At 64.0% G+C, this 22,607-nt stretch carries 15 protein-coding genes; 2 read left to right on the forward strand and 13 right to left on the reverse strand.

Annotated features, from left to right (window positions below; genetic code table 11):
* Positions 1–172: 172 nt before the first annotated feature.
* The gene (locus M1D43_RS15795) at positions 173–1,297 is read left to right on the forward strand and encodes a zinc-dependent alcohol dehydrogenase family protein (protein WP_192923502.1); all 1,125 of its coding nucleotides are present in this window, start codon (positions 173–175) and stop codon (positions 1,295–1,297) included.
* 16 nt (positions 1,298–1,313) lie between these two features.
* Here M1D43_RS15795 and M1D43_RS15800 read toward each other — a convergent pair whose 3' ends face one another.
* From M1D43_RS15800 to M1D43_RS15855, 12 genes are all read right to left on the reverse strand, one after another.
* Positions 1,314–2,390: a DUF2332 domain-containing protein gene (locus M1D43_RS15800; protein WP_107608398.1), complete on the reverse strand. Its 1,077-nt coding sequence runs from the start codon at positions 2,388–2,390 to the stop codon at positions 1,314–1,316.
* Positions 2,383–2,871: a MaoC family dehydratase gene (locus M1D43_RS15805; RefSeq protein WP_003533898.1), complete on the reverse strand. Its 489-nt coding sequence runs from the start codon at positions 2,869–2,871 to the stop codon at positions 2,383–2,385. Before M1D43_RS15805 ends, M1D43_RS15800 begins: the two co-directional genes overlap by 8 nt.
* Before the next feature lie 152 nt (positions 2,872–3,023).
* Positions 3,024–5,012 carry a glycogen debranching protein GlgX gene (gene glgX, locus M1D43_RS15810; RefSeq protein ID WP_153315180.1) on the reverse strand — a complete coding sequence of 663 codons (1,989 nt, stop codon included), beginning with the start codon at positions 5,010–5,012 and terminating at the stop codon, positions 3,024–3,026.
* 230 nt (positions 5,013–5,242) lie between these two features.
* The gene (locus M1D43_RS15815; protein ID WP_153315178.1) at positions 5,243–6,871 is read right to left on the reverse strand and encodes an alpha-D-glucose phosphate-specific phosphoglucomutase; all 1,629 of its coding nucleotides are present in this window, start codon (positions 6,869–6,871) and stop codon (positions 5,243–5,245) included.
* Between the two features lie 4 nt (positions 6,872–6,875).
* The gene (gene glgA, locus M1D43_RS15820; protein WP_027992155.1) at positions 6,876–8,318 is read right to left on the reverse strand and encodes a glycogen synthase GlgA; all 1,443 of its coding nucleotides are present in this window, start codon (positions 8,316–8,318) and stop codon (positions 6,876–6,878) included.
* 6 nt (positions 8,319–8,324) lie between these two features.
* Complete coding sequence (gene glgC, locus M1D43_RS15825) at positions 8,325–9,587, reverse strand: glucose-1-phosphate adenylyltransferase (RefSeq protein WP_003533906.1); 1,263 nt, start codon at positions 9,585–9,587, stop codon at positions 8,325–8,327.
* 113 nt (positions 9,588–9,700) lie between these two features.
* Positions 9,701–11,866, reverse strand: a complete 2,166-nt coding sequence (gene glgB / locus M1D43_RS15830; RefSeq protein ID WP_318854086.1) for a 1,4-alpha-glucan branching protein GlgB — start codon at positions 11,864–11,866, stop codon at positions 9,701–9,703.
* 41 nt (positions 11,867–11,907) lie between these two features.
* Positions 11,908–14,385, reverse strand: a complete 2,478-nt coding sequence (locus tag M1D43_RS15835) for a glycogen/starch/alpha-glucan phosphorylase (protein ID WP_017263123.1) — start codon at positions 14,383–14,385, stop codon at positions 11,908–11,910.
* 197 nt (positions 14,386–14,582) lie between these two features.
* Positions 14,583–15,839, reverse strand: a complete 1,257-nt coding sequence (locus tag M1D43_RS15840; protein ID WP_153315174.1) for a vWA domain-containing protein — start codon at positions 15,837–15,839, stop codon at positions 14,583–14,585.
* A gap of 177 nt (positions 15,840–16,016) precedes the next feature.
* On the reverse strand, positions 16,017–16,904 hold the full coding sequence (locus tag M1D43_RS15845) for a transglutaminase family protein (protein ID WP_153315171.1): 888 nt from the start codon (positions 16,902–16,904) through the stop codon (positions 16,017–16,019).
* Positions 16,905–16,909: 5 nt separating this feature from the next.
* Positions 16,910–19,318 carry a circularly permuted type 2 ATP-grasp protein gene (locus tag M1D43_RS15850; protein WP_153315169.1) on the reverse strand — a complete coding sequence of 803 codons (2,409 nt, stop codon included), beginning with the start codon at positions 19,316–19,318 and terminating at the stop codon, positions 16,910–16,912.
* Between the two features lie 177 nt (positions 19,319–19,495).
* A complete protein-coding gene (locus tag M1D43_RS15855; protein ID WP_498814020.1) occupies positions 19,496–20,530 on the reverse strand; it encodes an aldo/keto reductase in 1,035 nt (344 codons plus the stop codon).
* Between the two features lie 105 nt (positions 20,531–20,635).
* Between M1D43_RS15855 and M1D43_RS15860 the strand changes: the two genes are divergently transcribed.
* Entirely contained in the window at positions 20,636–21,592 is a 957-nt protein-coding gene (locus M1D43_RS15860; RefSeq protein WP_153315165.1) for a LysR family transcriptional regulator, read from the forward strand.
* A gap of 66 nt (positions 21,593–21,658) precedes the next feature.
* Here the strand turns inward: M1D43_RS15860 and M1D43_RS15865 are convergent, their stop codons facing one another.
* Positions 21,659–22,420 (reverse strand): VOC family protein, encoded by a 762-nt coding sequence (locus M1D43_RS15865; RefSeq protein WP_003533923.1) that lies wholly within the window; start codon positions 22,418–22,420, stop codon positions 21,659–21,661.
* Between the last annotated feature and the right edge of the window lie 187 nt (positions 22,421–22,607).

The following is a 22,607-nucleotide window of genomic DNA, read 5'->3' on the forward strand; positions in this document are numbered from 1 at the left end:
AGCTCCAATTCCTTTCTCACCCGTAGTAAGGGGACGAGGCGGTGCAGCATCTCCCTTCTCCCCGTAAAGCGGGGAGAAGGTGGCGGCACCCGGATGAGGGGCATTCCATCCTCACGAACGGATGGCTAAGTTCTGCCGGTCGAACCGGGATTCGGGAACGGGAGGAGCGAGCTTGAAGACGCGTGCGGCGGTGCTGAGGAAGTCACCGGTCGAGAGACCCTATGCCCATACGAGACCGCTCTCGATCGAAACGATCGATCTCGCCCCGCCGGGACCGGACGAGTTGCTCGTCAAGATCGGTGCGGCCGGGCTTTGCCACTCGGACCTGTCGGTCATAAACGGCGACCGGCCGCGGCCGGTGCCGATGGCGCTCGGCCACGAAGCCGCCGGCACGGTGGAGGCGGTCGGAAGCGGCGTTCGCGACATCTCCCCGGGAGACCGGGTGGTGATGAGCTTCATGCCGAGCTGCGGCCACTGCCTTCCCTGCGCGGAAGGGAGGCCGGCACTGTGCGTTCCTGGAGCGGAAGCGAACGGCAAGGGCACGCTGCTTTCTGGCGAGCGCCGGCTCTCTTGCGGGGAAGTCCCCGTCAATCACCATCTCGGCGTCTCCGGATTCGCCGATTATGCGGTGGTTTCCCGCCACTCCGCGGTCAGGATCGAGGCGGATCTGCCGATGGTGGAGGCGGCTCTGTTCGGCTGTGCGGTGCTGACCGGCGTCGGTGCGGTCGTCAATACGTGCCGGGTGCGGCCGGGTGAATCCGTTGCCGTGGTCGGGTTGGGCGGGGTCGGGCTGGCAGCCCTTCTCGGGGCCATCGCCGCCGGCGCCGAGCGTATCGTCGCCATCGATCTCGCGGAGGACAAGCTGAAGCTCGCCCGCGCGCTCGGTGCGACCGACACCTTCCTCGCAGCCGATCCGGATGTGGCCGAGAATATCCGCCAGGCGACCCGCGGCGGCGTCGATCACGCGATCGAGGCGGCGGGCTCCGTCAGGGCCTTCGAACTTGCCTATCGCATCACGCGGCGAGGCGGGCTCACGGTTTCCGCGGGCCTTGCCCATCCATCGAGCCAGATCTCCATCCCCGCGGTGAGCCTCGTGGCCGAAGAGCGCAGCGTGCGCGGCAGTTACATGGGAAGCTGCGTTCCGGCTCGGGACATACCGCGCTTCATCGCCCTCTACGAGCGCGGCAGGCTCCCGGTCGACCGGCTGCTGTCGAGCACCGGGCCGCTGGAAGAAATCAACGAGGCCTTCGACCTTCTCGATCAGGGCCGCGTGATCCGCCACGTGATCACTTTCTGACGGCTCACATGAGCGATCAACTGCGGCTTTCCGGCCATCCTTTCCAATCGACCCATCGGCCGTGGAAATCCGCACGGCCGACGGCATGCGTCTCGCCGGCAGGCCATATCTGAAGCGATAGGGCTGCTCCGGGTGTCTGTCCGTCCGCCTCCATTTGCAGCCGGGCAATCGGCGCCTCCTGCGTTGCCGCCGCGCCGGCGGCAGCAATCAAGGCGTCTCCTTCTTTCCGGGCGGCTTCCGGCAGATACTGCCAGGCAATCGAATGGTAGACGACGTGGGCAGCGCCCGGATAGATGCGCGCCAGCCGCGTTTTCAGCCAGTCGATGGCATCCGCCCGTTCAACCGGATTGCTCCGTGATGCGGCAATTTTCAGCGCCTGCCTGGTGCGATCGATCCGATCCTGCTGGTCTGCCCATATGTAGGAGAGAAGCCGCAGCCGATCGTCGCCGTCCCCCGGATTGAGCGGATGGAGGTCGCAGCCGGCTCGGTCGATGATTTCGACGGGCCGGAGGGGAGGAGGTCCGCCAGACCATTCAGGGGCAATGACCACAGCAGCGGCTTCATCGCCCCAGCGGCCACTTGCCAGATCGTAACGATAACGGTCCCAGTGCAGGTTCAAACCGGCGCTGGCGCCGATCTCCGAGATGACAAGCGGCTTCCCGAAAAGCTGCGCTACCGTAAGGAATCCGGGAAGCAGGGCGCCGGAGCGCCGCACTTCGTTCGTCTGCGGCGCTGAGGTGAGCCGGTCGAGGAGGAAGCGGGATTCCTGCCGGATGGCCTGATCGATCGCCCGCCAGAGGGTTTCGTCATCGGCGGAGTTCGGCGGGTAACTTGCTCCGAGGCTTTCGCTGCGGCCCGAGAGAACCAGGGCATGCAGGGCGCCGGCAAGGCGAAGGGCGACAGAATCGCCCTTGGAGGTCGGATCGCCGCGCCAGCCGAGAATCCGCTCCCCGACCGCCGAGCTCGCATCCAGCCGGTCGGCCACCAGACGGCAGAGCCGGGCGGTAAAAGGCGAACCCAGTTCGTCGCAGGACTTCGCCTGACCGCGGAAGGCGTTGCGTACGCACGTCTCGCCCGCCACCGCTTCAGACATCGGCCGGACGGTCCTTCGGGTCGAACTGGATGATCGTCTGCCAGGTGGCGGTCAAGGCCGGTTTTCTTTCGCCCTCGATCTCGACCGTGACGTCATAGGTGATCATCAGCATTCCGGCCCCGCGGAAGCGTGCATCTGCCATGGTGAAGCGGCCGCGCACGCGCGCGCCGCTCTTGACCGGCGCCACGAAGCGCACCTTCTCGAATCCGTAATTGATGCCCATCGTCTGCTCGCGGATCTTGGGCAGGCAATTGTAGTTCATCGCCGAAAGCAGCGACAGCGAGAGGAAACCATGCGCAATGGTGCCGCCGAAAGGCGTCTCCGCCGCGGCGCGCACCGGGTCGGTATGGATGAACTGGAAGTCACTCGTCGCCTCGGCAAAACGATCGATCGTCTGCTGCGTCACGGTGATCCAGTCGGAGACGCCGAGCTCCTTGCCGATCAGATCCTTGATATCGGAAAGTGAAATATCCTGCGGCATATGATTTTCCTGAAATGGGCCTCCCCGCTGATCTATAGGCCGGCTCGGCAAGGTCTAGCAAGTGGTCCTAAGTCTTGAGATGGTTTCACTGTTTTCATGAAACAGCGAAACCATCCAACTCTCTGGAACTGGGCACTTCCGGACAGAAACCGTTAGATGCGTTTCCTGGAAATGCTCTCGAAAACCTCGACGAGAAAGGTGACCGAACGGGCCGGTGCGAAGGATGGAACGGTAAGGTCCGAGAGTGCGTCGCGCCATTCGCCCTCGAGGCTCAAAGGCAGGCGGAACGGGTGCGGAGCGTGGCTGCGGTTGATGACCACCGCAAGTCGGGTCGGGCGCTTCTGACGGCGATCTTCGGTCGCGAGCATCACGACGAGATTGTCGGTTGCTGGGTGCTCCCAATCCTCCACCGTCAGCGGCTCCCCGTCGAGGCGCAGCCAGGCGACGTCGCCGTTGCCCGTGAAGAAACCGGTCTCGCCGAAGACCGAGAAGCGCCGGCGCATGGCGGAAAGCCTGGCGGTGTGCTCGACGAGCTTATCGTCGAGTTTGCTCCAGTCGAGCCAGGTCACGGCATTGTCCTGCGCATAGGCATTGTTGTTGCCGCCCTGGCTGCGCCCGCCTTCGTCGCCGGCCGTCAGCATGATTGCGCCGCGCGAGGTGAAGAGCGTGCCGAGGAGCGCCATGACGTCGCGTTGCCGGAAGGCGGCGATCTCCGGATCTCCGGTCGCGCCCTCGGCGCCGTTGTTCCAGGAAAAGTTCTCGTCGTGGCCGTCACGATTGCCTTCGCCGTTCGCCTCATTGTGCTTGCGGGCGTAGGAAACGAGATCCATCAGCGTGAAGCCGTCATGGGCGGCGATGAAGTTGACGCTGCGCGTGGCCGTCTCGCCCCAGCGGGAAAAGCTGTCCGAGGAGCCGGCAAGCGCGGTCGCAAGGACGCCGATCGCGTGCCGGTCGCCGCGCCAGTAGCGGCGGATGTCGTCGCGGGCCCGGTCGTTCCATTCGAGGAAGGAATGAGGGAAATTGCCGAGCTGGTAGCCGCCGGGGCCGGTGTCCCAGGGCTCGGCGATGAGCACGCGGCCGCAAAGGATGGGGTCGGCGGAGATGGCCGAGAAAAGCGCGGCATCGCGGCGGAAGCCGCCCATGTCGCGGCCGAGGATCGATGCGAGGTCGAAGCGGAAGCCGTCGACGCCGGCAGCAAGAACGAAATGGCGCAGGCTGTCGAGGATCAGACGCTGGACGACAGGATGGTCGCAGGCGATCGTGTTGCCGCAGCCGGTGTCGTTGATGAGCTCGCCCGGGCGGCCCGCCGCGTGGCGATAATAGGTCAGGTTGTCGAGCCCGCGCATCGAAAGCGTTGCACCGAAGCGGTCGCTCTCCCCGGAGTGGTTGAAAACGAGATCGAGGACGACGCCGATACCAGCCTGGTGCAGGACCTCCACGGTCCTGCGCAGTTCCTCGATGCCGCCGGGCACCAGGCGTGGATCGAGCGCCATAGGCGCGATCGGATTGTAACCCCAGCCGTTGTGGAGACCGAGCGGAGGCAAGTGCCGCTCATCGATCCAGGCCACGACCGGCATGAGTTCGACCGCGGAAACGCCGAGGCTTGTGAGGTGATCGATGATGACGGGTTCGGCGAGAGCAGCCACCGTGCCACGCTTCCTTTCGGGCACGCCCGGATGAAGGATGGTGAACGGCTTGACTGCAATCTCGTAGATCAGCCCCCCAGCCTGAAATAGCGGCGGCCTCGGCTCTAGCGGTTTCACCTCGGTCACGATGGCCTTCGGCACGAGGTCCGCCGTCTCCTCGCCGAAGACCGTCAGCCGCTGGTCGTGACGAAAGGGCCGGTCGAGTTGCGCCGCATAAGGGTCGACCAGAAGTTTCGACGGATCGAACCAAAGCCCGTGGTCCGACGAGTAGACCCCCTCGGCGCGCAAGCCGTAGCGGGTGCCGGCAGCTATGTCGGGCAGCGCGATGCTGTGGACATCGCCGTCGCGCTGCATCGGCAGGCGGCTGAGTTCGGTGTTGCCCGCTTCGTCGAACAGGCAGAGATCGATGCGGGCGGCATTGTGCGACCAGACCGTAAAGCGCGTCCCGTCGGGTGTGCGCGTCACGCCGAGAGGTGGAATTCCGGTCGTCGGCATGGGGGTGCTTCCCTTCTTGACACTGAGTTGAAGACAGTGGTCCGCTTACCCCCTCTGGCCTGCCGGCCATCTCCCCCACAAGGGGGGAGAATACAAGCGGCTGCCTCGCGCTCGACAGACAGGTCGCTGAACGCGGAATGCTTGGTCAGAGCGAGAAGCGTGCCGCATCCTTTCTCCCTCCTTGTGAGGGAGATGGCCGGCAGGCCCGAGGGGGTAAGCGGCGTGCACCCTCAGGTGATGACGCTCGGTTTATCGCGGCCGGTGCGCGCCTTGATCTCGGCGATCTCGTCGGCAACGGCGATCAGATCGGCAAGCGCTTCCTGGGTGTCGAGATCGTGGCGGGCCGGATCCGGCTCGTAGCGCTCGATATAGACGCGCAGCGTCGCACCCGACGTCCCCGTGCCCGACAGGCGGAAGACGACGCGGGATCCGCCCTTGAAGAGGATGCGGATGCCCTGGTTCTTGCTGACCGATTTGTCGACCGGATCGTGGTAGGAGAAATCGTCGGCCGTCTCGACCGTGAGCGCGCCGAAGCTCTTGCCGGGCAGCGCGGGGAGCTTGTCGCGGAGCGCGGCAATCAGGCCGTTCGCCGCATCGGTGTCGACCTCTTCGTAGTCGTGGCGGGAATAATAGTTGCGGCCGTAGGTCGCCCAGTGCTTGCGGGCGATTTCGAGTGCGCTTTCCTTGCGCGCGGCGAGGATGTTGAGCCAGAGCAGCACGGCCCAGAGCCCGTCCTTCTCGCGTACATGGTTCGATCCGGTGCCGGCGCTTTCCTCGCCACAGATCGTCGCCAAGCCCTCGTCGAGCAGGTTGCCGAAGAACTTCCAGCCGGTCGGCGTTTCATAGATGCCGATGCCGAGCTTTTCGGCGACACGGTCGGCCGCGCCGCTCGTCGGCATGGAGCGAGCGATCCCGGCAAGTCCCTTGACATAGCCCGGCGCCAGATGCGCATTGGCGGCAAGCATGGCGAGGCTGTCGGACGGTGTGACGAAGATTCCCTTGCCGATGATCAGATTCCGGTCGCCGTCGCCATCGGAGGCGGCGCCGAAATCGGGCGCATCCGGCGCCATCATCGTCTCGTAGAGTGCTCGGGCGTGGACGAGATTCGGGTCCGGATGATGGCCGCCGAAGTCGGGCAGCGGTATGAAGTTCATGACCGAGCCCTTCGGGGCGCCGAGCCGTTTTTCGATGATCTCCTTGGCATAGGGCCCGGTGACCGCGCTCATCGCGTCGAACACGACCCGGAAGCCGCCGGCGATCAGCTTGCGGATCGCATCGAAGTCGAACAGGCTCTCCATCAGTTCCGCATAGTCGGCGACGGGATCGATGACCGTCACCGTCATATCCTCGACCTGCTGGCTGCCTTCGACGTCGAGATTGACGTCGGGCGCGTCGGCGATCTTGTAGCTGTCGATCGCCTTGCTGCGGGAGTAGATCGCGTCCGTGACCTTTTCGGGAGCCGGGCCGCCGTTGCCGACATTGTACTTGATGCCGAAGTCCTCGGTCGGTCCGCCGGGATTGTGGCTCGCCGAGAGCACGATGCCGCCGAAGGCCTTGTATTTGCGGATGACATTGGAGGCGGCAGGCGTCGAGAGGATGCCGCCGCGGCCGACGAGCACGCGGCCGAAGCCGTTCGCCGCCGCCATCTTGACGGCTTTCTGGATCACCTCGCGGTTGTAGTAGCGGCCGTCGCCGCCGATCACCAGCGTCTGGCCTTCGAAGCCCTCGAGCGAGTCGAAAATCGACTGGATGAAGTTCTCGGCATAGTTCTTCTGCTGGAAGACCGGGACTTTCTTGCGCAGGCCCGAGGTGCCGGGTTTCTGGTCCCCATAGGGGTTGGTCGAGACGGTTCTTATCATCTGTTTAGCCTTTCGCGAGAAGAGCGGAGTAAAGCGAGACGTAGCGTTCCGCGCTTTTGGCCCAGGAAACGTCGGATTTCATGCCCTGGTTCTGCAGGCGTGCCCAGAGCTTGGGTTCATTGTATGCGCGCAGGACGCGCCGGATCGCAAGCCTTAGCCCGTCGGTCGTCACCGGCAGGAAATGAAAGCCGGTGGCGCACTTCGCCGACAGCGCCGCCTCGTTGGCGTCGATGATGGTGTCGGTGAGACCGCCGGTGCGGGCCACGACCGGAACGCAACCATAGCGCAGGCCATAGAGCTGCGTCAGGCCGCAGGGTTCGAAACGCGACGGAATGAGGATCGCATCGGCGCCTGCCTGCATGAGATGCGACAGCGGCTCGTCATAACCGGTCACCATGCCGATATGCCCGCGGTGGCGCGACGCGGCCGCCATAAGCGCGCTTTCGAGCGCCGGATCGCCCGAGCCGAGCACGACGAGCTTGCCGCCGAGTGCCACGATATCGTCGGCGGCTTCGGCGACGAGGTCCATGCCTTTCTGCCAGGTGAGGCGGCTGATGACGCAGAAGATCGGCCCCGGACCTTTTTCGAGGCCGAAACGCTCTTCCAGCGCCTTGCGGTTGCCGGCGCGCCGTTTGAGCGTTCCCGGCCCGTAATGCGCCGGAATGTGCGGGTCCGTCTGCGGGTCCCACGTCTCTCCGTCGATGCCGTTGACGATGCCCGTCAGGTCCGCGACACGGCTCGACAGGAGTCCATCAAGACCCATGCCGAATTCGGGCGTCAGGATTTCCTGCGCATATGAAGGGCTGACCGTGGTGATTGCGCTTGCCGTCTGCAGGCCGCCTTTGAGGAAGCCGACATCGCCGTAATATTCGACGAATTGCGTGGAGAAGGCATCCGGAGGCAGCGCCAGTTCCGGGAACACCGAGGCGCCGAACTGGCCCTGGAAGGCGATGTTGTGGATCGTCATCACCGTCGGCAGGTCCGGCGCCGGGCCGAAGCGCATATAGACGGGGGTGAGCGCCGTCTGCCAGTCGTGGACGTGAACGATGTCCGGCTTCCAGTTGGGGATGATGCCGTTCCCCGCGATCTCCGCAGCTGCCAGCGAGAGTGCGGCGAAGCGCCGGAAATTATCGGGATAGTCGCGCCCGGTCGAATCGAGATAAGGGCCGCCGTCCCGTGCATAGAGTGCGGGCTGGTCGAGGACGAGCAGGTCCACTCCGTTGACCTCGGCGGCAAGCACCGTGGCTGGATGGCCGAAGAGATTGTCGAATCGGCCGACCGGTTTTTTCTTCTTCAGCTTCTTCAGCACCGAGGGATAGCCGGGCACCAGCGTGCGCGTCCGCACACCATGCGGGAGAAGTGCGGAGGGCAGCGCGCCGACGACATCGGCGAGGCCCCCCGTCTTCACCAGCGGGTAGACTTCGGACGCAACTGACAGGATGTTCATACTCGGCTACATTCCCAGCTTGTCGATCATCGTTTGCGTGATCAGGCAAACGCCGCTCTCCGTGCGGCGGAAGCGTTTCGCGTCGAGCTCCGGATCGTCACCGACGACCAGGCCCTCCGGAATGACGACGCGGCTGTCGATGACGACATTGCGCAGAATCGAATGCCGCCCGATCGTCACGTCGGGGAGAACTACGGCATTTTCGAGTCTGGAGTATGAATTCACCCGGACCCCGGTGAAGAGCAGGCTCCTGTTGAGCGCGGCACCCGAGATGATGCAATCGCCCGAGACGAGCGAGGACGTGGCCGAGCCGCGGCGGTTCTCGTCGTCATGGACGAATTTGGCCGGCGGCTTGATTTCAGAGAAGGTCCAGATCGGCCAGGTGCTGTCGTAGATGTCGAGCTCGGGCGTGATATGGGTGAGATCGATATTGGCCTGCCAGTAGGCGTCGATGGTGCCGACGTCGCGCCAATAGGCCTCGCGCTCGAAGTCGGACCGGACGCAGGAATGGGTGAAGCGGTGGGCCACCGCTTTGCCGTGTTCGACGATATAGGGAATGATGTCCTTGCCGAAGTCGCGGCTCGATTTGGGATCAGCGGCATCCCGACGCAACATGTCCATCAGGAATTTCGTGTGGAACACGTAGATGCCCATGGACGCGAGTGCCATGTCCGGATTGCCGGGGATGCCCGGCGGATCCGCCGGCTTTTCGACGAAGGCGATGATACGGTCCGCGTTGTCGACATGCATGACGCCGAAGCCCGTCGCCTCCATGCGCGGCACTTCCAGGCAGCCGACGGTCACGTCGGCGCCCGAATCGACGTGCTGCTGCAGCATCAGTTCGTAGTCCATCTTGTAGACGTGATCGCCGGCGAGAATCACCATGTATTCGACGCCATGGTCCTCGATGATATCGATGTTCTGATAGACCGCGTCGGCGGTGCCCTCGTACCACTGCGTTTCGGAAACGCGCTGGCTCGCCGGCAGGATATCGAAGCTCTCGTTACGCTCCGGCCGGAAGAAGTTCCAGCCGCGCTGGAGATGCCGGATCAGCGAGTGGGCCTTGTACTGCGTGGCGACGCCGATTCGACGGATGCCGGAATTCAGCGCATTGGAAAGCGCGAAATCGATGATCCGCGCCTTTCCGCCGAAATAGACGGCAGGTTTCGCACGCCGGTCGGTGAGTTCCTTGAGCCGGCTGCCGCGGCCGCCGGCGAGCACATAGGCCATGGCATCACGGGCCAGGGGTTGCGTACGTTTTTCCACCATTTATCCTCCCCAAAATCATTTCGGGGGACTGCTTGGCGCCTCTTCGGCGCCTCGAGCCCAAACGATTTCCTCCTGTTCCGCCCGTCGAGCCAGTCCCCGTCGGGCGGGACGCTCTAATCCTGCTCCAGCATCAGCGTCGCCAGAGGCGGCAGCGTGATGGTGGCGATCGTCTCTCCGTTCGCTCTCTTCTCTGCATGGACGGCGCCGCCGTTGCCCTTGCCACTTCCTCCATAGATTTCCGCGTCGGTATTGAGGACTTCCTTCCAGCGCCCTGCCACCGGAAGCGGTATGTCGTAATGCTCCCGGTAAACCGGAGTGAAGTTGGTGACGACCGCGACCAGCTTCTCTCCGGGCGCTTTCCTCAGCCAGGCGAAGACGGAATTCTCACGATCGTCGGCAATCAGCCATTCGAAACCGTCGCCCTCGCAGTCGCGCGCATGCAGCGCCGGCTTCGAGCGATAGGTGCCGTTCAGGTCGCGCACCAGACGGCGCATCCCCTCATGCAGATTGTATTCGAGCAGGTTCCAGTCGAGACCGCGGTCCTCCGACCATTCGCGCCATTGGGCGAATTCCTGTCCCATGAAAAGGAGCTTCTTGCCGGGATAGCCCCACATGAAGCCGTAATAGGCGCGGAGATTGGCGAACTTCTGCCAGTCGTCGCCGGCCATCTTGGCGATCAGCGACCCCTTGCCGTGGACGACCTCGTCATGGGACAGCGGCAGCACGAAATTCTCGCTGAAGGCGTAGAGCAGCCCGAAGGTCATGTCGTTGTGGTGGAACTTTCGGTGCACGGGCTCGCGCGAGAGATATTGCAGCGTGTCGTGCATGAAGCCCATGTTCCACTTGAAGCCGAAGCCGAGCCCGCCGGCATGCACCGGGTGCGAGACCTTCGGCCAGGACGTCGATTCCTCGGCGATGGTCAGCACGCCCTGGTGGATGCCGTAGATGCGGGTGTTCATCGTCTGCAGGAAACGCACGGCCTCGAGATTTTCGTTGCCGCCATATTCGTTCGGCACCCATTCGCCATGCTTGCGCGAATAGTCGAGATAGAGCATCGAGGCGACCGCATCGACGCGCAGGCCGTCGACATGGAATTTCTCCGCCCAGTAGAGAGCGTTGTTGACCAGAAAGGCGACGACCTCCTGACGGCCGAAATTGTAGATCGCCGTGTTCCAGTCGGGATGGAACCCCTGGCGCGGATCCGCATGCTCGTAAAGCGCGGTGCCGTCGAACCAGCGAAGCCCGTGTTCGTCGGTCGGAAAATGCGCCGGCACCCAGTCGAGGATGACGCCGATGCCCACCTTATGGCAGCCGTTGACGAAACGGGCAAAGCCCTCCGGCTCGCCGAAGCGTGCGGTCGGCGCATAGAGGCCGGTGGTCTGATAGCCCCAGGACGGATCATAGGGATATTCCGAAATGGGCAGGAACTCGATGTGCGTGAAGCCCATATCGACGCAATAGGGGATCAGCCTTTCCGCCAGTTCGTCCCAGGTGAGCATGTCGCCATTGTCGCGGCGCTGCCATGAGGCCGCATGGACCTCGTAGATCGAGATCGGCTGCCGGCGCGGATCGATCTCGGCCCAGTGACGCCGATGCGCCTCGTCCTCCCAGTTCTGGGCGATCTCGTCCGCGGTCATCGAAGCGGTGTCGGGCCTGAGCTCCGAGCGCCGGGCAAAGGGGTCGGCCTTCAACGGCAGCAGCGTGCCGTTGCTGTCGACGATTTCGTATTTATAGGGCGTACCCACGGGCACGCCGGGGATGAAGATCTCCCAGATGCCCGTGTCGACACGCAGGCGCATGACGTGCCGGCGTCCGTCCCAGTCGTTGAAACTCCCGACCACGGAAACACGGCGGGCGTTCGGCGCCCAGACGGCGAAGTGAAAACCCTCGGCGCCGTCATGCCGGATCGGATGCGCGCCCATCTTGTCGAAGAGGCGAAGGTGCGAGCCCTCGCGGATATAGTAGTCGTCCATCGGACCGAGCACGGGGCCGAAGCTGTAGGGATCGATGACGGTCCACTCGCCGCCGTCGTTACGGGCGCGGTAGCGGATGGGCTGCTCTTTGCGGAGCGCCACCGGACCCTCGAAGAAGCCGGCCTCGTCGCGCCGCTCGAGCGTGCCGAGTTCCTTGCCGCTGAGCGTTTCCGCAACTACCGTTTCCGCGCCCGGCACGAAGCACCGGGCGACATAGGTCTTGCCCGCGGCATGCACTCCAAGGACGGCGAAGGGGTTGCTGTGGGTACCGGAAAGTATTGCCGCGATTTCCGGCGCTGGCAGCATGCCTGGCGGGGCGGGGGCTGGATCCTTGCCGGGCGGAACCGTCATCCGGCTCTCCAGATCTCTCCGGCATATTGCCGGATCGTGCGATCGGACGAGAACCAGCCCATCCGGGCGGTGTTGCGGACCGCCTTCGAATACCAGGCGGACGGGGTGGTCCAGAGCTGGTCGATCTCGCGCTGCGCCTTGGCATAGGCCTCGAAATCGGCTGCAACCATGAACCAGTCGTGGTTGTAGAGCCCGTCCACGAGGCCGGAGAAGCGATTGCGGTCGTCGGGCGAGAAGACGCCGGAAGCGATCGCATCGAGCGCCTGCGAGAGTTCGCGCGAATTTTCGATGACGGCGCGCGGATTGTGTCCTTCCGCTCGCGCCTTGCCCACCTCCTCGGCGGTCATGCCGAAGATTTTGATGTTTTCCTCGCCGACCCAGTCGCGCATCTCGACATTGGCGCCATCGAGCGTGCCGATGGTCAGCGCTCCGTTGAGCGCGAACTTCATGTTGCCGGTACCCGAGGCTTCCATGCCCGCCGTCGAGATCTGCTCGGAGAGATCGGCCGCCGGTACCATCACTTCCGCAAGCGACACATTGTAGTTGGGGACGAAGACGACCTTCAGAAGGCCGCGGACGGCCGGATCGTTGTTGATGACGCGGGCGATGTCATTGGCAAGTTTAATGATCAGCTTGGCGTTATGATAGCTCGGTGCCGCCTTGCCGGCGAAGAGCTTGACGCGCGGTACCCAGTCGAGCTCGGGATGGGAGCGGATCTGGTCGTAAAGCGCCACCGCTTCGATGAGGTTCAGCAACTGCCGCTTATATTCGTGGATTCGCTTGATCTGGATGTCGAACATCGCCGACGGATCGATCCGGATGCCGAGATTCGCCTGGACCAGCTTTGCCAGCCGCACCTTGTTGGCGCGCTTTACGGCTGCGAAGTGCTCCTGGAAATCCGCCTTGTCGGCAAAGGCGTCGAGGGCCTGAAGCGCCTCGGTATTGTCCATGAACTCGTCGCCGATCGCCTCTCGGATCAGGCCGAAAAGACCCGGATTGCACTGCATCAGCCACCGGCGCGGCGTTATGCCGTTGGTCTTGTTGTTGATGCGGTCCGGATAAAGCGCGTGAAGGTCGGCGAAGACCGTTTCCTTCATCAGCTCGGTATGGAGAGCCGATACGCCGTTGATCGAGTGCGAGCCGACGAAGGCGAGATTGCCCATGCGCACGCGCCGGTCGCCGGTTTCGTCGATCAGCGAGATGTTGCGGATCGCCTCGTCCGTCGCGTGCCTCTCCCGGCGTGCCTCGATCAGGATCTTGGCGTTGATGGCGTAGACGATCTGCATGTGGCGCGGCAGCAGCCGCTCGAAGAGCGGAACCGGCCAGCTCTCGAGCGCTTCCGGCAGCAGGGTGTGGTTCGTATAGGAGAAGGTCCGCCGCGAAATGTCCCAGGCCTGTTCGAAATCGAGCCCGTGCACATCGGTCAAGAGACGCACCAGCTCGGCGACGGAGACCGCCGGATGCGTATCGTTAAGCTGGATGGCGACGGCGTCCGGCAGCGACGTGAAGTCGGGATACTGCTGCAGATGCCGGCGCAGGATGTCCTGGAGCGAGGCGGAGGAGAAGAAATATTCCTGCCTGAGCCTGAGTTCCTGGCCGGCCGGCGTGGCGTCGGCCGGATAGAGCACGCGCGTCAGGCTTTCCGCCTTGTTGCTTTCGCGCAGCGCCCCGATATGGTCGCCGGCATTGAAGGCGTCGAGCAGGATCGGGTCGATCGGCTGCGCGGCCCAGAGGCGAAGCGTGTTGACGCGCGTTGCCCGCCAGCCGACGGCCGGTGTGTCGAAGGCGGTGGCGATAACGCGCTCGGCCGGCTTCCACACGTAACGCTGCACTTCCTCGTCGATATTGACCGTTTCGACGCTGCCGCCGAAGCCGATCTCGTAGGAGCTTTCGCGGCGCTCGAATTCCCAGGGATTGCCATGCGCCAGCCAGGTCTCCGGCAGTTCCACCTGCCAGCCGTCGGCCATCTGCTGGCGGAAAAGACCGTGCATGTAGCGTATGCCATAGCCGTAGGCAGGCACGTCGACGGTCGCCATGGATTCCATGAAACAGGCGGCGAGGCGGCCGAGACCGCCATTGCCGAGCGCCGCATCCGGCTCGAGAGCGGCAACGACGTCGATATCGACGCCGAGCGAGGCAAGCGCATCGCGCATCTCGTCCATGAGGCCGAGATTCGTCATCGCGTCGCGCATCATACGGCCGATGAGGAACTCGAGCGACATGTAATAGACGCGCTTGGCGCCGGTCGAATAGGTCTTGCGGGTGGAGTCCATCCATTTGTCGGTGATGCGGTCACGCGCCACGAGGATGGCGGCCGTCAGCCAGTCGTGCGGCTTGGCGACTTTCGGGTCCTTGCCGATGCGGTATTTCAGACGCTCGAGAATCTCGACTGCAAGCTGGCTGGGTTCCGAGGATCTGAGGGCGGGTTGCGGCAGTTCGGTGGTTGAGAGCCGAGTCATCATGAGAACTGTCATACCCTTATTGCATTCCGGAAAGCCCCAGGTCGGAACCGACCAGGTACAAGGGCAATTTATGCATCGATCCGAAGCGCTTGCAACAGGTGTTTTTAAAAGGATTAAAACAGCAGATGCTTGTCAGCGCCCACTTCCGGTAGCAGTTGAGCTTTAGGCCGCCCGGCAAGACCGGGCGGCACTTCAGCCGGACTCCCGGTTCATTTCGTCAGGCGGGAAGCCAGTGCGGCGGCGCGCTCGCCGATCGCCTTGAAGGCCGCGACCAGATCGGATGCCTCGTCTGCTTCGAAATAATGCGAGGAGGACGAGGCGCAGTATTTCAGCAGCTTCTGGCCGCGATCCGGCGCCATGAAAGCTACGCTGTATATCTGAACCTTGCTCGCTTTGGCCGTGTCGCACCATTGCTTGGTTACGGTATCGTCATTGGCGTAGTTGTTTTCGCCATCGGTCATGAAGACGATGTATTTCGTCGGCACCTGTCCGTTCTTGGCGCCGTGCGCGCTGTCTTCCGTCAGGGCTGTCACCTTCTGGTAGGCGGTCTTGAAGGCGCTGCCGGAGGCAGTCCCACCCGTGGCCACCAGCGCGTTGACATAGCTGGCTGCACCATTCGTTCCCCAGGAGAGACTGCTCGCCATGTCCTGGGCGGAGTTGTAGGAAACCGCGCCGGTACGAACATAGATCGATTCCGGGTCCGCCGTCACAAGTTGCGCAAGGAGGTCGCCAACGGCCGCTTTCAAGGCGTCGACCTTGGTGACGTAGCAAGGGCTGGTCGCCTTCAGGTCCGGAAACTTGCTCCAGTTCGCTTCCGTGTAGTTTTGGCATTTCGCCTTTGCAGTGTTGACCGTGTTGGTCTTCCACGCCATCGAACCGGACCGGTCGAGCACCAGATACATGGACAGGGCGTTCTTGCTCTCCGTTGCGCTCTCGGCGATCGACTGCGTTTCGATCTCGATCGACTCCTGGCCGAGCAGACGCGTCATCGCATTGAACTGGAGGCGGTGTTTGTTGGCGACGGTAACCTGGAACGTCTTCCCCTTGGCGCCGTTCGCCGTCTCGGCGATATTGATCTCCGTCGTGTTGACGTCGTCCCATTGTGGTGCGGCGGCGGCCGATCCCTCGCCTCCAGCCTGGCGGCTCGCAACCTGCTGTTCCTCGCCCGGCGTATCCGTCGCGGAGGCCACTGCCGTCTGGGTCTTCAGGAACTTGCGTGCGATCGCCTTCGCTTCTTCGATGTCCGGTCTCGCATCGGAAACGAGCGCGGAAGCCGCCGCGAGCGCTGCCGCGTCGGTTGCGTCCTGAAGTTGGTTCTTGGTCATCAGCATGTTGGCGACATCGACGGACACTCCGCCGACGGCCAGGAGCAGCGGCGCGATCAGCGCCGTCATCATTCCGAAATTGCCGCCCCGATCCCGCAGCATCGCCAAGAAGGATCGGCCTATGGTTGATCGTCTTCGCATCTGTGAACACCCCAGCAAATACATTGCAAGCCCGGGGCGACAATTAGCGGCGATACCTTGCTCTTATGTTCAGGAAATCGGTTCAATTTTAGCGAAGTTCCTGAAAAACCCATGGCTTCTAGTGGGAATTTCGCCCGGTGCGGCCGTGCAGAAGCGGGACATATGTGCCGTTTCGGATCAACCGACAGGGACGACGTCGACGGCCTGTTCCGTCGTGTGACGGCCGTAGCCTTTCAGCACGCCGATCACGGGCGCGACATCGCCGTAGTCGCGGCCATGGCCGACGACGATGTGGTCGGTGCCGGCTGGAATATTGTTGGTTGGATCGAGCTCCATCCAGCCGCCCGTGGTGCCGCACCAGAAGCGGACCCAGGCATGCATCGCGTCGGCGCCCTCCAGCCGTTCCTGACCCGGCGGCGGCAGGGTTCTCAGGAACCCGCTGACATAGCCGGCGGGAATCCCGAGACTGCGCAACGCCACGATCATCACATGGGCGAAGTCCTGGCAGACGCCGCGCTTCAGATCGAAGGCCTCGGCGGGGGTGGTGTTCACGGTGGTCGCTTCGGAGTCGTAGGCAAAGTCGCGGTGGATGCGATCGCAGACGGCGGCTCCGATCTGCTCGACCGTCATGGTATCGCGGGCGATCGCGCGGGCATAGGCGGCGATCTCCGGGACGGCGGGAAGGAGCGGGCTCGGACCGAGGAAATGATGCGGGGATTCGGCGTCGACCGACCAGCAGGCGGCAAGCTCGGGCGCAAGACCGCCGAGTGGAGGCGAAAGGTCGGCCGTGAGCGCCGGCGCCTCAGCCTGGACACGCGCCTGCATCCGGATGACGAGATGATCATGCACGGAGCGGAACAGGATGGACGTCGTGGGGTTGGCGAAGAAATCCCTGCCTTCCCGGCGTTCGAAGGGCACCGGCTGGCAGGTCACCGATCCGGCCACAAGACGTTGCCGTCCGGGAATGGACACCGGCAGCACACGTACGAGATGTCTTCCGCCGCTTACCGGGGCCTCGTAACCGTAGGTGATCTTCAGGCTGATGTCGTAGAGCACGGCAACCATCTCCTTCAGCCGAGATAGGTCTGCGCCAGCAGTTCGGACAGGTGTTCGAGATCCTGCATCAGGCGCCTGTAGACGGCCCTGTCCATCTGCTCCGGCGTCATGATCGCAAGGCCGGAATGGAGCCGCATCGTTTCCCGGTAGAAGGGTGACATCTGCCCGTTGACGAAGGCGTTCGGCAGGAGCTCGACCTCTTTCTTGATCTCGTTGAGCTGATAAAGGACCGAGCGCGGATTGAGCGGATCGAGCGCCAGAAGGTCGGTGACCGTCGGTGCCGCCGTGTTGACGTTGTAGCGCCGGCGGTGCGTCATGACGCTGTCGCCGATCTCCAGCAGCATGTCATAGGCGCCGTCTGGAGCCTCTGGTCCGGACATGTGGCCGAGCAGTCCCGTCATATGCAGGCCGCGTTCGAGATAGCGTCCGATCGACAGGAACCGCCATCCGGTGAAGCGGTACATGTTTTCGTGTACCAGGCCCGCGAAGCCGGCGAGCTTTCGCAGGAGGATCGTCATCGCGTGCGTGGCGTCGTCGCCCGCCTGAACGGTCGCGTGGAACTTCCGCGCCGTTCTGGAGAGGTCGTTGAGCGCGAGCCACCCGTCCGGCGAGAAGCGGTCGCGGATGTTTCCGGCGCTGAAAAGGGCGCTGTCGATACTGGAAAGCAGGCTATCCGGTACCGGCTCCCCGGTGCTGATGCCGAGCACGGCGAGGTAGTCGCTCACATCTTTCAGGAGCGGCATGTTCGGATCGGCGGATTCAGCGAAACGCCCGTGCCAGGCGCGCAGAACCCGAAGGGCGCCTTCCGCCCTTTCTATGTAGCGGCCGAGCCAGAAGAGGTTGTCCGCTGCCCGGCTGGGCAGGCTGCCGGGCAGGTTACGGGTGAAGCTCTCCTCCGCCGGCAGCAAGGTCGTGCGGTCGACGGGCTTGGCGCTGACGATCCAGACGTCGGCGGCAGTGCCGCCGGCCTGCATTGCTATCGCCGCCACGTCGTCGCCGGAGCCGATGCGGGCGAAGCCGCCCGGCATGATCTGCCAACCGTCGCGCGTGCGCGCGGCAAACACCCGGAGGCTCATCGGTCGAGGTGTGAGCCGGCCATGCACCCAGGCCGGCGTCGTCGACAGCGTAACGACCTCCTGGCCCACCAGCTTGCCGCCGTCCGCGGCGAGCCATTCGCCGATGGAGGTCCCGGCGCTTTCGCGGAAGGAGGCGCCGAGTACCGATTGGCCTTCGTCGTCGAAGAAGGGCCGCGTCGAATAGGCCGGGCCGATGACCATGCGCTCGATATTGCCGGCGACATGCCGTCGTTCGGCTTCCTGTCCGCACCACCAGGTGGCGATCGACGGCAGCTTCTGCTCCTCGCCGAGCAGATGACGGCAGATCGCCGGCAGGAAAGCCAGGAAGGCGCGCGTTTCCAGAATACCGGAGCCGAGTGCATTGACGATCGAGACGGAGCCGGCCCTCAGCGCCTCGACGATACCCGGGGTGCCGATATGCGAGGATTGGTTGAGCTCCAGCGGATCGGCAAAGGATGCGTCGAGGCGCCGCCAGAGCACGCCGACGGGTTTCAGGCCGGCCACCGTGCGCACCATGACCCGTCCGTCGACCACGGTCAGATCTTCGCCCTCGAGCAGCATGAAGCCGAGATAGCGGGCGATATAGGCATGCTCGAAATAGGTCTCGTTGGCGATGCCCGGTGAGAGCACGGCAATGCGGTCGTCCGCATGTTGCTTGTGCCCCTGCAGCGTGTCGCGGAAAGCACCGAAGAATCCCGCCAGCCGATGGACATGGCTTTCGGCATAGAGGTCGGAAAAGGCCCGCGTCGTCGCCACCCGGTTCTCGAGCGCAAAGCCTGCGCCGGAGGGGGCTTCGGTCCGGTCGGAGAGCACCCACCAGTTTCCGTCGGGGCCGCGTCCGATCTCGAAGGAGCAGAAGTGCAGGAAATGTCCGTTCGCCGGTTCGAGACCGACGATCGGGCGCAGGAACTCCGGATTGGAAGCGATGAGGGCGGGGGGCAGCAGGCCGGCCTTGACCAGCCGGTTCTCGCCATAGACGTCGGCAAGCACCCGCTCGAGCAGTTCGGCCCGCTGGACGAGGCCGGCGGAAACCGTGGCCCATTCCGCCTCGTCGATCAGCACGGGAATGTGCGAAAGCGGCCAGCTGCGCTCGGAATTCTCCTTGCCGTAGGCGCGATAGAAGACCCCGGCATCGCGCAGATACCGGTCTGCGCGTGCGAAGCGGTTGGCAAGATCCGTCTCGTCCATGCGGCCGAGCGTCGCAAGCAGCCGCTGCCATACCGGCCGAACGTTGCCGCGCGCGTCGAGCATTTCGTCGGCGACGCCCGGCAAGGCGCGATAGCCAAAGGCCGGGCCGCCCTCGATTCGGCTCATCTGTTCCGGCCCTGCGGCCTGCTTCTTCGCCATTCCAACCCCTGCCGGACGCCCCGCTCGCGCAACATCATCGGCTGAGCCGCCGATCCCGATTCGACCATGTATCACAAATCTGGAGTGTTTCGCTGGCGAAGCTTTAGGCAGACGGCCGGCAGCCCCGTTTTCGATGGAGCTGCCGGCTTCGTCGCTTGCGTGCATGTCTCGTCTTCTTCAGACGACCGGCGGGTTGATCCGCGCGAAGCCTTCCTGCCGGTAATAGGGGAAGTATGGGTAGGGGGCGGTCGTCGCACTCGCCGCGTCGAGCCGGGCGACCTCCTCGGGGGTGAGCGACCAGCCGGCGGCACCGAGGTTCTGTCTGAGCTGCTCTTCATTGCGCGCACCGATGATGACACTCGAAACGATCGGGCGCTGGAGAAGCCAGTTGATGGCGATCTGCGGAACGGTCTTGCCGGTTTCCTGCGCGATGGCGTCGAGGACTTCGACGACGTCGTAGAGCTTTTCCTCGTCGACCGGCGGCCCGAAGGCGGCGGTGTCGTGCAGGCGGCTGCCCTCGGGCCAGGGCTCGCCGCGGCGGATCTTGCCGGTGAGCCGCCCCCAGCCGAGCGGGCTCCAGACGAGTGCGCCGACGCCCTGATCGAGACCGAGCGGCAAAAGTTCCCATTCGTAATCGCGGCCGACAAGCGAATAATAGACCTGGTTGGCGACGTAGCGCGGATATCCCTGGCGGTCGGCGGCGGCGAGGGATTTCATCAGCTGCCAGCCGGAAAAGTTGGAAACGCCGACATAGCGCAGCTTGCCCGAGCGCACGAGCGTGTCGAGGGTCGACAGGACCTCTTCGACGGGCGTTCCGGCATCGAAGGCGTGCAGTTGCAGCAGGTCGATATAGTCGGTTCCGAGCCGTTTCAGCGCCTTTTCCACACCGCTGATCAGGCGCGAGCGCGACGATCCGGCGGCGTTCGGTCCTTCGCCCACAGGAAGCGACAGTTTCGTCGACAGAATGACGTCGTCGCGCCGGCCCTTGATCGCGGCACCAAGGACCTCTTCCGAAGCGCCGTCTGAATAGACATCCGCGGTGTCGAAAAGATTGACGCCCGCCTCGAGGCAGATGTCGACGAGGCGGCGCGCCTCGGCCGCATCCGTGCTGCCCCAGGCGCCGAAGAGCGGCCCCTTGCCGCCGAAGGTGCCCGCTCCGAAGCTGAGGACCGGTACTTTCAGTCCCGAGGAACCAAGCCGTCTATATTCCATAGCTGCAACTCCACTCTTGCTCATGAATCGGTAACATGAAGATGGAGCTGTACTCGCTTTGGATATAGACTGTCTCCGGGAATATTATCTGTGAGCTGAATTCATATGTCGAGACCCTCGGTCAACCGCTCGGGCGAAATGGAGATCTTTGCGAAGGCGGTGGAGCTGGGCGGATTTTCGGCTGCTGCCCGCCATTACCGCATGACGCCTTCGGCCGTCAGCAAGCTCGTGCTGCGTCTTGAGGAGCGGCTCGGCGTGAGGCTGGTGAACCGCTCGACGCGCAAGCTTCAGCTGACGCCGGAGGGACATGCATTCTACGAGCGTACGGTGCGCATCCTCGCCGATATCGACGAGGCGGAGCGCTCTGCATCGGCCGGCGAGAGCCCGGTCGGCCGGGTCCGGCTGAACGTCAACGCCTCGTTCGGCACCCACGTCCTGATGCCGCTGGTGCCCGAGTTCCGGGCGCATTTTCCTGCCGTCAGCCTCGACATCGTCATGACCGACGCCGTCGTGGACCTGATGGAGGCGCGCGCCGATGTGGCTATCCGCGCTGGACCGCTGAAGAGCTCGACGCTGATTGCGCGCAAGCTCGGGGCGACGCGGATGATGATCGTGGCGGCACCGTCCTACACAGAACGGTACGGAATGCCCTCGTCGCTCGAGGAGCTCAAGGGGCATGAGCGGCTCGGCTTCTGCTACGCGCGCGCCGTCGACGGCTGGCCGTTGAGGACGGATGGGGAAACGGTCGTGCTGCCGGCCTCGGGAGCGGTACAGGTGAGCGATGGCGAGGGGTTGCGCCAACTGGCGCTTGCCGGCGCCGGGCTGGCACGGCTTGCGGAGTTCACGGTAAGGGAAGACGTCCGCGCCCGGCGCCTCGTGCCGGTTCTGGAAGACCTCAATCCGGGCGATCTCGAGGAGGTTCACGCCGTCTATCTCGGCCAGGGCGGCGCGCTTCCCGCGCGCGTGCGCGCCGTCCTCGATTTCCTCGCCCGCCATGCCCGCATCACGCCGGGGCAGGACGCGGGCAGGCGCCGGACTTCACCCATACCGGCTCCGGCATGAGGATGATCGCCGAAGCAGGACAGCGGCGGAGATGTCCGCCGCGTTCCCGTTGAGATGCGCCAACCCTCAGCGTTTCGGCGCGACCAGCGCGAAGAGCGCCCCTTGAGGGTCGGTGAACTGCGCGATCCACGCTCCGCCGGGCACTTCCATCGGACCCATCAACAGCTTCGCGCCGCCGGATTGCGCCCGATCGATTGCCGCGTCGATCGCCTCGACATTGAAGTAATAGAGCCAGAAAGGATTGGGAACCTCTCTCGGCCTGGTCATCATCCCGCCGATCGGCTGACCATTATGGGCGAAGATCTGGTAGACGCCCATCTCGCCCATATCCATCGCCTGGTCCTTGGTCCAGCCGAACAGCTTCGAATAGAAGCTGAAGGCCGTGTCGAGGTCGCCGGCCATCAGTTCGTGCCAGCCGATGTTGCCGGCAGCCATTTGCTCCATTGCCGGTGGCGGTTCGCCGTCGCCCCTGAAGAGGGCGAAGGCGGCGCCGTGCGGGTCGGTCACGATTGCGAAGCGGCCGATATTCGGAATGTCCTCCGGCGCGCGATGGACCGTTCCGCCCTCGGCGGCAAGCTTGGCGGCGGACTCGTCGACATCGTCGACGGCGATATAGCCGAGCCATGCCGGCGGTATCTGCATGTCGAGCGCACCTTCCGGCATCGTCATGAGACCCGCTACCTGGTGGTCTCCGGCGGAAAGGAGCGTGTAGTTCATGCCGGGCATTCCCGCGTCACGCGCGCTCCAGCCAACGATGTCCTTGTAGAAGGCTTCCGCCGCCTTCATGTCCGTCGTCATCAGTTCGTACCAGACGAATTTCCCATGCATTGTCGGTCCTCCGGTTTTTCTGGATGTGCCGTTGCGGTCGGCGACGACGGTCGCGTGGGGGAACGCGAACGCAATCGAAGGCTGCTTTCCGGTCCGTCCGCACGCGCTTCATGTCGGTGTGTCGACCTAAAATCGTGAACGTGATCGAATATAAGTTAAAGCGGAATGCGGGCGGAAAACCGCACGC

It is taken from the genome of Ensifer sp. R1-3 (assembly GCF_056739175.1).